Genomic DNA, 13,744 nt, shown 5'->3' with positions numbered 1-13,744 from the left:
GGGCAGACATGGTGGGGCAGTTTGTAGGGGAATCGGTGATTTTAGGGTGTATGGGCTGGCTTGTCGGTAAACTTCGGCCCATTCTAGAAAGAGACCATGGCGACCACCGAACAACTTCTCCAAGCCCTGCAAACCGTGATCGACCCGAACACGGGCAAAGATTTCGTGTCCACCAAAACCCTGAAAAACCTGCAAGTCGAAGGCTCTGATGTGTCGTTTGAAGTCGAGCTGGGTTATCCGGCCAAGAGCCAGATTCCCGGCATTCGCCAGGCGCTGATTGCCGCTGCCAAAGGCGTGGCGGGTGTGGCCAATGTGTCGGCCAACGTGACCAGCAAGATCACGGCTCACGCCGCCCAGCGCGGTGTGGCGCTCCTGCCGCAAGTGAAAAACATCGTGGCTGTGGCCTCGGGCAAGGGCGGCGTGGGCAAGAGCACCACCGCCGTCAACCTGGCGCTGGCGCTGGCGGCCGAGGGGGCCAAAGTGGGTCTGCTGGACGCCGACATTTATGGCCCCAGCCAACCCATGATGATGGGCATCGAAGGCCGCCCCGAGAGCGAAGACGGCCAGACCATGGAGCCCATGGAGAACTTCGGCGTGCAGGTCATGTCGATTGGTTTCTTGGTCAGCCAAGACGAGGCCATGATCTGGCGCGGCCCCATGGCCACCCAGGCGCTGGAGCAGCTGCTGCGCCAGACCAATTGGAAAGAGCTGGATTATTTGATCGTGGACATGCCACCTGGCACGGGCGACATCCAACTCACGCTGAGTCAGCGTGTGCCCATGACGGGCGCGGTGATCGTGACCACCCCGCAAGACATCGCCCTGCTGGACGCCAAAAAGGGCGTGAAGATGTTCGAGAAAGTCGGCGTGCCGATTTTGGGCCTGGTCGAGAACATGGCGGTCCACGTGTGCACCAACTGCGGCCATGTGGAGCACATTTTTGGCGCTGACGGTGGCAAGAAAATGGCCGCCGAATACGGCATGGACTACCTGGGCGCACTGCCGCTGGACATGCAAATTCGCCTGCAGGCCGACAACGGCAAACCCACGGTGGTGTCCGACCCCGACGGCGAAGTGGCCCAGATCTACAAAGCCGTGGCCCGCCAGGTGGCGGTCAAGATCGCGGCCAAGGCCAAGGACTTTTCCAACAAGTTCCCGACGATCAAGGTGAGCAAAGACACCTGATTGGACAAAGGCCCATGAAAACATCCGGCCTGCGCCGGTTTTTGGCTTTCAGCGTTTGGTGCTTTCCAAGTCACGCAAGCGAAAGCGCTGAATTTTTCCTGTGGCGGTCTTGGGCAACTCGGCCAAAAATTCGACGAAGCGCGGGTATTTGTAGGGGGCCAAGCGCTCTTTCACAAAGGCCTTGACCTCTTCTTGCGTCAGGCTCTGACCGGCTTTGAGCACGATGAAGGCCTTGGTCTTGGTCAGGCCATCGGTGTCTTCTTTGCCGATCACGGCCGCTTCCAAAATGGCGGGGTGTTGTACCAGGGTGGATTCCACCTCAAAAGGCGACACGTAAATGCCACTGACCTTGAGCATGTCGTCGTTGCGGCCAGCGTAGGTGTAGTAGCCGTCGGGGTCACGCGTGTACTTGTCGCCGCTTTGGGTCCACACGCCCTGAAAGGTGTCGCGGGTTTTTTCGCGGTTGTTCCAGTACATCAGTGCACTGCTGGGCCCCTGGATGTAGAGGTCGCCTATTTCATTGTGGCCCGTCACCACACTGCCGTCTTCGCCCCGCAGTTGCACTTCGTAGCCAGGCACGGCTTTGCCCGTGGTGCCGTAGCGCACGTCGCCGGGGCGGTTGGACAAAAACACGTGCAGCATCTCGGTCGAGCCGATGCCGTCGATGAGGTCGCAGCCAAAGTGCGCAGACCAGCGTTCGGCAATGTCGCGCGGCAAGGCTTCACCAGCCGAAGAGCACAGGCGCAGTGCGACCTGGCTCTTGGCGGGCAGATCAGGGTTGGCCAGCATGCCGCCGTAGCCGGTGGGCGCGCCGTAAAACACGGTGGGTTGATGGTTTACCAGGCGTTTGAAGGTGGCTTGTGGGGTGGGGCGCTCGGCCATCAGCACCACCGTGGCCCCCACGCTCAGCGGAAAGGTGAGGGCGTTGCCCAGGCCATAGGCAAAAAACAGCTTGGCAGCCGAGAACACAGTGTCGCTCTCTTGCAAGTTCAGCACCCCTTGGCCATACAGCTCGGCTGTCCAATACAAGTTGCCCTGGCTGTGCACAGTGCCCTTGGGTTTTCCGGTGGAGCCGGACGAATACAGCCAAAACGCCGGTTCATCGGCCAGGGTTTGCGCGGGCAGCACCGGGGAGTTTTGCACCACGAAGTCGGCCATGTTGAATTGGCCCTGTGCCAGTGCAGTGGTGGGTCGCGAAACGACCACATGTCGCACTTCGGTTTTGACCAGATCCATCGCCAATTGCAGCGTGGGCAGCAAGGCCCCCGAGACCAGCGCCGCTTGGGCGCGGCTGTTGCTCAGCATGAAGGCATAGTCTTCGGAGGTGAGCAAGGTGTTGACCGCCACCGGGACCACGCCCGCATACAGCGCGCCCAAAAAGGCCACGACCCATTCGCTGCTGTCTTGCATGAGCAGCAGCACGCGCTCTTCGCGCTTGACGCCCATGGCTTGCAGACCGCCGGCAAAACGTCGGATCTGTTCGGTCAGTTCGCCATAGGTCATCTTCCCTTCGTCGTCGATCAGGGCGGTTTTGTGGGCGCGCCCCGCGTTGGTCGCGATCAGGTGCTGGGCGAAGTTGAATTCGGTAGGGGGTGGGGTTGCTGGGTTCAAGCTGTGTCTCCTTTTTATTTCGATGGTCTGTGTTCAAGCGCGTCAGTTGGCGGTATAAACATCATCTTATGCACTATTGTGCGTCCTCCGTAGTATGCAGTAAAGTGCATATTTTGGGTTGTTTTAAATCCTAGGGTTTTCCCTGTTTTGAAGCGCTGTGTTGAACATGACCTCTGAAGTAAAGCTGTCCACCGATCCAACCGAGCCTGACACCAAGCGCAGCCCTTTTCTGGAGGCGCTGGGCGAGCGCGTGCGCATGCTGCGCTCGCGCAAAGGCATGACGCGCCGTGCCGTGGCCTTGGCGGCCGATGTGTCCGAGCGGCATTTGGCCAACCTCGAATACGGCACGGGCAACGTGTCGGTGTTGGTGCTGCTGCAAGTGGCCACTGCTCTGCAGTGCTCGCTGGCCGAGTTGCTGGGCGATGTGACCACCACGTCGCCCGAATGGCTGCTGATCCGCGAGTTGTTGTCCAAACGCAGTGAGGCCGATCTGCGCCGTGCCCGCATGCAACTGGTCGAGCTGTTTGGCGAGGGCGGCACAGCGCAAGAGCGCCAGAACCGCATTGCCTTGATTGGTTTGCGCGGTGCCGGTAAGACCGCACTGGGCCAGCGCCTGGCCGACAACTTGGGCTTTCCGTTCATTGAGCTCAGCCGTGAGATCGAGCAGTTTGCCGGTTGCCAGATCAGCGAGATTCACAACCTCTATGGCGCCAACGCTTACCGCCGCTACGAGCGCCGTGCGCTTGAAGAGGCGATCCAGATTTACCCCGAAGTCGTCATCGCCACACCGGGTGGCTTGGTGTCGGACTCGGCCAACTTCAATTTGCTGCTCTCGCATTGCACGACCGTGTGGCTTCAGGCCGATGCTGCTGACCACATGGGCCGTGTGGCCGCGCAGGGTGACATGCGCCCCATGGCCGCGAGCCGCGAGGCGATGGAAGACCTCAAGCGCATCCTGGAAGGTCGCTCGGCTTTTTATTCCAAGGCCGACTTGGCCATCAACACCAGTGGCCGCAGCGAAGACCAGGCTTTTGAAGCCTTGCGTACTTCGGTGCGCCAGCATTTGACGCTGCCGGTTTGAAGGGTGGAAGAAAAATGCATTTACTAGGGTAAATACTTAGTAAATGCATTAAAGTGCATATTGTGTGGCCATGCAACCTGCACTAAAATTCAATTTAACATGCAATGAAATGCATCTTTTGATCGAAAACAACATCCCCTTGCCACCGGAGACACCCACATGACGCAAGCTTTCCAGGTTGACTACCAAACCAACCCCTCGCAATACAAACACATCCAGCTGGCTTTTGAGGGCGAGATCGCCACCTTGTCGATCAACATCAACGAAGACGCTGGCATCCGCCCTGGCTACAAACTCAAGCTCAACAGCTATGACTTGGGTGTGGACATTGAGTTGCACGATGCGCTGCAACGCATCCGTTTCGAGCACCCCGAAGTGCGCTCGGTGGTGGTGACCAGCGCGCGTGACCGCGTGTTTTGCTCGGGTGCCAACATCTTCATGCTGGGTGTGTCCACGCACGGCTGGAAAGTGAACTTTTGCAAGTTCACCAACGAAACCCGCAACGGCATTGAAGACTCCAGCAAGCACGACGGCCTGAAATTCGTCGCAGCCCTGAACGGCGCTTGCGCTGGCGGCGGCTACGAGCTGGCCCTGGCTTGCGATGAAATCGTCTTGGTCGATGACCGCTCCAGCGCCGTGTCTTTGCCTGAAGTGCCTTTGCTCGGCGTGTTGCCAGGTACCGGCGGCCTGACCCGCGTGACCGACAAGCGCCATGTGCGCCACGACCTGGCCGATATCTTCTGCACCAGCGTGGAAGGTGTGCGGGGTCAAAAAGCCGTGGACTGGCGTCTGGTCGATGCCATCGCCAAGCCCGCTGTGTTCAAGGAAGCCGTGCAAACCCGTGCCAAAAAACTGGCCGCTGGCAGCATCCGCACCGCAGGCGTCAAAGGCGTGAGCTTGACGCCCTTGAACCGCAGCATCGCGGCCGATGCCCTGACTTACACCAACGTCACGGTGGACATCGACCGCGCCAAGCGCATCGCCACCTTCACCGTCAAAGCCCCGGCCTCTGCTCAGCCCACGAATATCGATGGCATCGAAGCCGCAGGCGTGAACTGGTGGCCGCTGCAGATGGTGCGCGAACTCGACGACGCCATCTTGCACATGCGCACCAACGAACTGGACATCGGCACCTGGGTGCTCAAGACTTCGGGCGATGCAGCGGCCGTGTTGGCGTCTGACGCCACCTTGCTGGCCCACAAAGACCACTGGCTGGTGCGCGAGACCATTGGCCACCTGCGCCGCACGCTGGCCCGCATGGACGTGTCTTCGCGCAGCCTGTTCGCCCTGATCGAAGAAGGCACGTGCTTTGCGGGCACGCTGGCCGAGCTGGCGTTCTGCGCCGACCGCGCTTACATGCTGGCGCTGCCTGACGACGCAGACAAAGCGCCCAAGCTGCAACTGAGCGAGATGAACTTCGGTTTCTTCCCCATGGTCAACGACCAGACCCGCCTGCAGCGCCGCTTTTATGAAGAAGTGCCCGCCATGGAAGCCGCACGCGGTGCGATTGGCCAAGTGTTGGACGCCGATGCCGCTTTGGCGCTGGGCTTGGTCACGGCTGCGCCTGACGACATTGACTGGGCTGACGAAATTCGCTTGGCCCTGGAAGAGCGTTCTTCCATGTCGCCCGATGCTTTGACTGGTTTGGAAGCCAACCTGCGTTTCGCCCAGAAGGAAAACATGGCCACCCGCATTTTTGGCCGTCTGACCGCCTGGCAAAACTGGATCTTCCAGCGCCCCAACGCCGTCGGCGAAAAGGGTGCTCTGAAGGTCTACGGCAAAGGCGAGAAAGTCCAGTTTGATATGAATCGCGTCTGATTCGTACAGCGTTATGCGTTGAGTGTTGAGCGTGAAGATGGAGTCCAACGCCCAACCCTAAACCTAAACCCTAAACCCCATTAACCCCCCCAGGAGATCATGATGTCCGGTATCAACTACAGCGAAAAAATCCCCAACAACGTCAACTTGAGCGAAGACCGCACCTTGCAGCGCGCGCTTGAGCAGTGGCAGCCCAACTTCATCAACTGGTGGGACGACATGGGCCCCGAAGGCTCGACCGACATGGACGTGTACCTGCGCACCGCCGTGAGCGTGGACCCGCAAGGCTGGGCCCAGTTTGGCCACGTCAAGATGCGCGACTACCGTTGGGGCGTGTTCATGAACCCCGGCGAGCAAGACCGCAAGATCCATTTTGGCGACCACATCGGCGAAAAAGCCTGGCAAGACGTGCCTGGCGAGCACCGCGCCAACCTGCGCCGCATCATCGTGACGCAAGGCGACACCGAGCCAGCGTCTGTCGAGCAGCAGCGCCACCTGGGCCTGACCGCGCCCAGCATGTACGACCTGCGCAACCTGTTCCAGATCAACGTCGAAGAAGGCCGCCACCTGTGGGCCATGGTGTACCTGCTGCACAAATACTTCGGCAAAGACGGCCGAGAAGAAGCCGATGCACTGCTGCAGCGCAACAGCGGCAACGAAGACAACCCCCGCATCTTGCAAGCGTTCAATGAGAAGACACCTGACTGGTTGAGCTTCTTCATGTTCACTTACTTCACCGACCGTGACGGCAAGTTCCAACTGTGCGCTTTGGCCGAGTCGGCGTTCGATCCCCTGGCCCGCACCACCAAGTTCATGCTGACCGAAGAGGCGCACCACATGTTTGTGGGCGAGTCCGGCGTGAGCCGCACCATCCAGCGCACGGTGGATGTGATGAACCAGCTCAAAACCGACGACGTGGGCAAACTCCGCGCTGCCGGTGTGATCGATTTGCCCACCATCCAGCGTTACATCAACTTCCACTTCTCGGTGACCATCGACTTGTTCGGTGCCGACGAGTCGTCGAATGCCGCCACTTTCTACAGCTCGGGCCTCAAGGGCCGCTACGAAGAAGGCAAGCGCGGTGATGACCACGTCCTGAAGGGCAACAGCTACAAAATCTTGTCGGTTGAAGGCGGTAAGCTGATCGAGAAAGAAGTGCCGATGCTCAACGCTTTGAACGAAGTGCTGCGCGACGACTACATCACCGATTCCAAAGGCGGCATCGAACGTTGGAACCGCGTGATCAGCAAGGCCGGTATTCCTTTCACCTTGACCGCCCCTCACAAGGCTTTCCACCGCAACATCGGCTCCTTGTCGGGCTCCAAGATCACGCCTGATGGCCGCGTGGTGACCGACGAGCAGTGGATGGCGCAAGTGGGCGAGTGGTTGCCCACCCACGAAGACCGCGCTTATGTGGCCAGCCTGATGGGCCGTTGCGTCGAGCCAGGCAAGTTCGCCAACTGGATCGCGCCACCCGTCATGGGCATCAACCGTCAGCCAGTGGACTTTGATTACGTTCGCTTCAACTGATGCGTTGAATCTTTGATCGACTGCTGCCCTCTTTGTGGGGGCGGCAGTTGACAGAGGAAGGGGCGGGTTCCTCATACTGGGAACCAGAAATCGTCACCCGCCCCTTCCTCTGTCAACTGCATGGGGTTCGCTCGGCTTCTGAGTTGTTTGACTTGCCCACATGTTTTGCTTTGATTAAAGGCGGTCATTGAAAGGGCATGGGGCGGGTTCCTTATGGCGGGGTACCGCAAATCGTCACCCGCCCCTTGCCCTTTCAATGACATGGGTGCGCTGTACACGCCGGGTCCCAGTAGACTCAGCACTTCAAAAAGGGCACAGAGCGACAGTATGGCTGTGGGCCGGGCGCCGATTTCTGGTACCCCAGTATGAGGCGCCCGGCCCACAGCCATACCGTTGCGGACCACGCATGCCCAAGCCATCACGTCGTGGACCACGCAGACCACCCACAAGATAAGACAAGCAAACACAAGAGAGCCAAGACATGAGCACCGAAGCCACGCTGATCAAGCAACACCTGATTGACCCGGAAATCTGCATCCGCTGCAACACCTGCGAAGCAATCTGCCCGGTCGGTGCCATCACGCACGACTCGCTCAACTACGTGGTCAAGGCCGACATCTGCAACGGTTGCATGGACTGCATCTCACCATGCCCGACAGGCTCGATTGACAACTGGCGCATGGTGCCCAAGGCCAAGGCCTACAGCATCGAAGAACAACTCAAGTGGTACGACCTGCCCGCAGAACTGAGTGCTCAAGAGTTGGCTGCTGCGGGCGGCGTCGCAGACACCGCACAAGAACAAGCGCAAACCGCATTGCAATCGGCTACCTCTTCCTCGGCTTCGGCCGTCAGCACCGCCGCTGCTTCGGGCTTCAACTCGGCCCAGTTGGGTGCGACGATTCCTCCTTGGTCTGCGGCCCACGCCTATACCAACCTCTATGGCCCCAAGGCGCAAGACAAAACCATCACCGCTACCGTCACGGGCAACCTGCGCGTGACCGAGGTCGGCCAACAAGTTGGCCAGCAAGACTACGACACGCACCACATCGTGCTCGACTTTGGCAGCATGCCTTTCCCGGTGCTCGAGGGCCAGTCGATTGGCATCATCCCGCCTGGGCTGGATGCCAACGGCAAGCCGCACCATGCGCGCCAGTATTCCATTGCCAGCCCCCGCAACGGCGAGCGCCCAGGGCACAACAATGTTTCGCTCACCATCAAGCGCGTGCTCGAAGACCACGATGGCCAAGCTGTGCGTGGCGTGGCCTCCAACTTCATGTGCGACCTGTTGGTCGGTGACAAGGTGCAGGTGATTGGGCCGTTTGGCGCGAGCTTTCTGATGCCCAACCACCCCAAGAGCAACATCGTCATGATCTGCACGGGTACAGGGTCTGCCCCCATGCGGGCCATGACCGAGTGGCGTCGCCGCCTGAGGGCCAGCGGCAAGTTCGAAGGGGGCAAGCTGATGCTGTTTTTCGGTGCCCGCACGCCCGCGGAGCTGCCGTACTTTGGCCCACTCAACAACCTGCCCAAAGATTTCATTGACACCGAGTTTGCTTTCTCGCGCGAAGTGGGCAAGCCCAAGCGTTATGTGCAAGACGCGCTGCGCGAGCGCGCCGCCGACATCGCGCTGCAGCTCAAAGACCCGAACACCTGCTTTTATGTCTGTGGCCTCAAAAGCATGGAGGAGGGCGTGGTGATGGCCTTGCGCGATATCGCACAGAACGCCGGTCTTGATTGGGATACCGTAGGCGCGGCGCTGAAAAAAGAAGGCCGTCTGCACCTCGAAACCTACTGACCCCGCATGGCCAATACCACCCACATCGGTCTCGACCAAGTTCGCCAGAAATTGCGCCAGCCAAGGTCCCAGCTCAAAGGTCGTCAGGCCTCGCCCGATGCGCGCGCCGAGGTGAATACTTTGATCGGTTCACCACCCGAAGGTGGCCACCGCCGTGATTTGCTGATCGAGTACCTGCATCTGTTGAACGACCACTTCCACGCTCTCTTTGAGCGCCACATGGTGGCGCTGGCCGCCGAGATGCGCTTGCCGGTGGTCGAGGTGTTCGAGGTGGCGTCTTTTTATCACCACTTTCAGATCCTGAAAGACGATGCACCGGCCCCGCGCATCACTGTGCGGGTGTGCGACAGCTTGAGCTGCAGTTTGGCGGGCAGTGACAGCTTGCTGCGCCAATTGCAGCGGGATCTGTCGGGCGACGTGCAGGTCGTCAACGTGCCTTGTTTGGGCCGCTGCGAGCAAGCGCCTGCGGCGCAAGTGGGCCAGCAGGCAGTGGCGCAGGCGACGGCCGAAGGCGTGACCCTTCTGGTGGGCGATAACAACATCCAGCCTCTGGCCTTGCCCCATGCGCTGCATTACGACGATTACAAAAAAGCCGGGGGCTACCAGCTGGCCTTGCAAGTGGCCACAGGCCTGAAAGACCATGAATCGGTCATCCAGGTGCTGGAGTCTTCTGGCTTGCGCGGCCTGGGTGGCGCAGGTTTTCCGGCCGGTCGCAAATGGCGCATCGTGCGCAGCCAGCCCGGACCGCGTCTGATGGCGGTGAACATCGACGAAGGCGAGCCCGGCACCTTCAAAGACCGCACTTGCCTGGAGGCCGACCCGCATCGTTTTTTGGAAGGCGTGCTGATCGCTGCCAGTGTGGTGGGTTGCGAGGCGGTTTACATCTATTTGCGCGACGAGTACCACGAGGCGCGTGTCTTGCTGACCCAAGAATTGGCCGCTTTGCAGGCCAACCCGCCTTGCGCTTTGCCGCGCATCGAATTGCGCCGTGGCGCGGGCGCCTACATCTGTGGCGAAGAGTCGGCCATGATCGAAAGCATCGAGGGCAAACGGGGTGAGCCGCGCATGCGCCCGCCCTACATTGCCGAGGTCGGGCTGTTTGGACGCCCGACCCTGGAACATAACTTTGAAACCCTGTTTTGGGTGCGCGAACTGATCGAGCATGGCGCGGAGCGCTTTGCCGCGCAAGGGCGTCAAGGCCGCCAAGGCCTGCGCCGCTTCAGCGTGAGCGGCCGCGTCCAGCAGCCGGGCGTCAAGCTTGCGCCTGCGGGCATCACGCTGCGTGAACTGGTGGATGAACACTGCGGCGGCATGGCCGAGGGGCACACGCTCTACGCCTACCTGCCGGGTGGGGCGAGCGGTGGCATTTTGCCTGAGCGCTTGGCCGATGTGCCGCTGGACTTTGACACCCTGCAGCCGCACGGCTGCTTCATTGGTTCGGCCGCCGTGATGGTGCTGAGCCAACACGACAGTGCCCGCGAAGCTGCGCTGAACGTGATGCGCTTTTTTGCACACGAGAGTTGCGGCCAATGCACACCCTGCCGTGTGGGCACCGACAAAGCAGCGCAACTGATGACGGCTGAAGTCTGGGATGCCGAGACTTTGCAAGACTTGGCGCAGGTCATGGGCGATGCATCCATCTGCGGCTTGGGTCAGGCCGCGCCGAATCCGATACGGTGTGTGCTGGATTATTTTCCGCACGAAGTGGGGACTGCATGAGCACCGTTCAATTCACCCTCAACGGCCAACCGGTTGAAGCAGCCGCCGGCAAAAGCATTTTCAACATCGCCAAAGAGTTGGGCATCGCCATCCCGCACTTGTGCCACAAGGAAGGTCTGGTGCCTGATGGCAACTGCCGCGCTTGCGTGGTCGAAGTGGCGGGTGAACGAACCCTGGCCCCGAGCTGCTGCCGCAGCGCCACGCCCGGCATGCAGGTGCGCACCGACAGTGAGCGCGCTGTCAAAAGTCAGAAGATGGTGCTGGAGATGCTGCTGGCCGATCTGCCCGAGCAGGGCCACAAATGGTTGGATGACCGTGCCGAGGCCCCGCACGGTGAACTGAGTCAATGGGCCGAGCACCACGGCGTGCAGGTGCGCCCGCAACTGGCAGCGCTCAAGCGTGAGGCGGTGCCTGCCGACCTGTCCCACCCGGCCATGGCCGTGAACTTGGATGCCTGCATTCAGTGCAACCGCTGCGAACGCGCTTGCCGTGATCTGCAGGTCAACGACGTGATTGGTCTGGCCTTTCGGGGCGCGCACACGCAAGTGGTGTTCGATCTGGCCGACCCGATGGGGGGCAGCAGTTGCGTGGGTTGCGGCGAATGCGTGCAGGCTTGTCCTACCGGCGCGCTCATGCCCAAGACCCACATGGGCCCGCAAAAGGTGGACCGCGAAGTCGATTCGGTCTGTCCGTTTTGTGGCGTGGGTTGTTTGGTCACTTTCCAGGTCAAAGACGAAAAAATCATCAGCGTCCAAGGCCGCGCTGGCCCGGCCAACGAAGGCCGTTTGTGCGTCAAGGGCCGCTTTGGCATGGACTACATCCACAGCCCAGACCGCATCACCCAACCGCTGATCCGCAAAGCGGGGGTGGCCAAAGATGTGTCCTTGTTGGATGGCCACACCCACTGGCGCGAAGTGTTCCGCGAAGCGACCTGGGAAGAAGCACTCGATCTGGCCACCCAGCCGCTCAATGCGCTGCGCGACCAACACGGCCCCAAATCCCTCGCCGGTTTCGGCTCGGCCAAAGGCAGCAACGAAGAAGCCTACTTGTTCCAAAAGCTGGTGCGCACCGGCTTTGGCAGCAACAACGTGGACCACTGCACGCGCCTGTGCCATGCGTCCAGTGTGGCGGCATTGCTCGAAGGGGTGGGCTCAGGGGCCGTCAGCAACCCGGTGCGCGATGTCGAGCATTCAGACCTCATCATCGTCATCGGCGCCAACCCCACCAACAACCACCCGGTGGCCGCCACCTGGATGAAGAACGCAGCCCAGCGCGGCACCCGCATCGTGCTGGCCGACCCGCGCATCACCGACATCGGTCGCCACACCTGGCGCAACCTGCAGTTCAAGGCCGACACCGATGTGGCGCTGCTCAATGCCATGCTGCACGTCATCGTCACCGAGAACCTGTGCGACGAACAGTTTTTGCGCGAGCGTGCCGACAACGTGGCCGCTCTCAAGGCCCATGTGCAGGGCTACACACCCGAAGCCATGAGCGCGGTGTGCGGCATCCCGGCCGACACCATCCGCGAAGTGGCACGGGCCTACGCCAAGGCCAAAGCCGCCATGATTTTGTGGGGCATGGGCGTGAGCCAGCATGTGCACGGCACCGACAACGCGCGCTGCCTGATTGCGCTGGCCAGCATCACCGGGCAGATTGGCCGCCCCGGCACCGGCCTGCACCCCTTGCGTGGCCAAAACAACGTGCAGGGCGCAAGCGATGCCGGCCTGATCCCGATGATGTACCCCAATTACCAACGGGTCGCCGACAAGTCAGCACACGACTGGTTTGAAAAGTTCTGGGACACGAAGCTCGACGACCAACCTGGCTACACCGTGGTCGAAATCATGCACAAGGCCCTCGCGCCAGACACCGACCCGCACAAGGTGCGCGGCATGTACATCATGGGCGAAAACCCGGCCATGAGCGACCCGGACCTGAACCATGCCCGCCACGCGTTGGCCAGCTTGCAGCATTTGGTGGTGCAAGACATCTTCTTGACCGAAACCGCTTGGCTGGCCGATGTGGTGCTGCCCGCCAGCGCCTGGCCCGAGAAGACCGGCACCGTCAGCAACACCGACCGCACGGTACAGATGGGCCGCCAAGCCGTGTTGCCGCCGGGCGATGCCAAGCCCGATTTGTGGATCATCCAGCAGATCGCCCAGCGCATGGGCCTGAACTGGCACTACGCAGGCGAGCAAGCGGGTGTGGCAGAGGTCTATGAAGAAATGCGTCAGGCCATGGCCCCGGCCATTGGCGGCATCGACTGGGCGCGCCTGGACGCGGGCTCGGTCACTTACCCCTGTGTGACTGCAGACGATCCGGGTCAGCCGATCGTCTTCCATGACCACTTTCCCACGGCAGACGGTCGAGTGCGGCTGGTGCCCGCCAGTCTTATCCCGGCCAACGAGCTGCCCGATGCCAAATACCCGCTGGTGCTGATCACCGGGCGGCAACTGGAGCACTGGCATACCGGCAGCATGACGCGCCGCGCCAGTGTGCTCGATGCGCTGGAGCCTGCGGCCACGGCCTCGATGCACGGCAGCGAGTTGCGCCGGCTGGGGTTGCAGGCCGGGCAGCTTGTGCGCATTGCCTCGCGGCGCGGCAAGGTGCTGTTGCAGCTGCGCCAGGACGACGGCACGCCGCTGGGCACGGTGTACATCCCCTTTGCTTATCAGGAGGCAGCGGCCAATTTGCTGACCAACGCGGCGCTGGACCCGTTTGGCAAGATCCCAGAATTCAAATACTGCGCCGTGCGGATGGAAGCGGCAACCCCGGTGAACGCATGATCGGCAGCGGTTTGCGCCCATGGGCCGGTGGTGCGGCTGCGCCCACGGTGGGCTGACCGATCTGGCCAAGGCGGTTGAATTGATTTTGATTAACGTCGAGATGCGCGGTGCTCGTTTCACCTTCCGCTTCGAGCCCGTTCGCCGCATGGTTTTCGCTTTGCGTTTACCCTTGCTGAACAAAACCATGCTGGGTTGATGAAGGGGCAAGCCCCGCTG

The 13,744-nt window shown here is 61.0% G+C and carries 9 protein-coding genes; 8 read left to right on the top strand and 1 reads right to left on the bottom strand.

Going from position 1 to position 13,744, the window contains the following annotated elements; all coding sequences use genetic code 11:
• Window positions 1-96: 96 nt before the first annotated feature.
• Entirely contained in the window at window positions 97-1,185 is a 1,089-nt protein-coding gene (gene apbC, locus ACIQ47_RS04705) for an iron-sulfur cluster carrier protein ApbC (RefSeq protein ID WP_396437072.1), read from the top strand.
• 48 nt (window positions 1,186-1,233) lie between these two features.
• Here apbC and ACIQ47_RS04700 read toward each other — a convergent pair whose 3' ends face one another.
• On the bottom strand, window positions 1,234-2,796 hold the full coding sequence (locus ACIQ47_RS04700) for a benzoate-CoA ligase family protein (protein WP_396437071.1): 1,563 nt from the start codon (window positions 2,794-2,796) through the stop codon (window positions 1,234-1,236).
• 166 nt (window positions 2,797-2,962) lie between these two features.
• On the opposite strand from ACIQ47_RS04700, the gene ACIQ47_RS04695 reads away from it, so the two are divergent.
• The 7 genes from ACIQ47_RS04695 to ACIQ47_RS04665 all read left to right on the top strand — a co-directional run bounded on the left by ACIQ47_RS04695 (window position 2,963) and on the right by ACIQ47_RS04665 (window position 13,724).
• Entirely contained in the window at window positions 2,963-3,877 is a 915-nt protein-coding gene (locus ACIQ47_RS04695) for a helix-turn-helix transcriptional regulator (protein WP_396437070.1), read from the top strand.
• A 159-nt stretch (window positions 3,878-4,036) separates the two neighbouring features.
• Window positions 4,037-5,695 (top strand): 2,3-epoxybenzoyl-CoA dihydrolase, encoded by a 1,659-nt coding sequence (gene boxC / locus ACIQ47_RS04690; protein ID WP_396437069.1) that lies wholly within the window; start codon window positions 4,037-4,039, stop codon window positions 5,693-5,695.
• Between the two features lie 102 nt (window positions 5,696-5,797).
• The gene (gene boxB, locus ACIQ47_RS04685; protein WP_396437068.1) at window positions 5,798-7,225 is read left to right on the top strand and encodes a benzoyl-CoA 2,3-epoxidase subunit BoxB; all 1,428 of its coding nucleotides are present in this window, start codon (window positions 5,798-5,800) and stop codon (window positions 7,223-7,225) included.
• A 481-nt stretch (window positions 7,226-7,706) separates the two neighbouring features.
• A complete protein-coding gene (gene boxA / locus ACIQ47_RS04680; RefSeq protein ID WP_396437067.1) occupies window positions 7,707-9,020 on the top strand; it encodes a benzoyl-CoA 2,3-epoxidase subunit BoxA in 1,314 nt (437 codons plus the stop codon).
• A gap of 6 nt (window positions 9,021-9,026) precedes the next feature.
• Window positions 9,027-10,739, top strand: a complete 1,713-nt coding sequence (locus ACIQ47_RS04675) for an NADH-ubiquinone oxidoreductase-F iron-sulfur binding region domain-containing protein (protein WP_396437066.1) — start codon at window positions 9,027-9,029, stop codon at window positions 10,737-10,739.
• The gene (gene fdhF / locus ACIQ47_RS04670; protein WP_396437065.1) at window positions 10,736-13,528 is read left to right on the top strand and encodes a formate dehydrogenase subunit alpha; all 2,793 of its coding nucleotides are present in this window, start codon (window positions 10,736-10,738) and stop codon (window positions 13,526-13,528) included. The genes ACIQ47_RS04675 and fdhF overlap by 4 nt, the downstream gene beginning before the upstream one ends.
• Window positions 13,529-13,547: 19 nt before the next feature.
• Entirely contained in the window at window positions 13,548-13,724 is a 177-nt protein-coding gene (locus ACIQ47_RS04665) for a hypothetical protein (RefSeq protein ID WP_396437064.1), read from the top strand.
• The last annotated feature ends 20 nt before the right edge of the window (window positions 13,725-13,744 follow it).

Source organism: Limnohabitans sp. (assembly GCF_044373035.1).
In the GTDB taxonomy this organism is placed as follows: domain Bacteria; phylum Pseudomonadota; class Gammaproteobacteria; order Burkholderiales; family Burkholderiaceae_C; genus Limnohabitans_A.
Note: the sequence above shows the minus strand (reverse complement) of the source record. Positions and strands in the feature narration are given on the sequence as shown.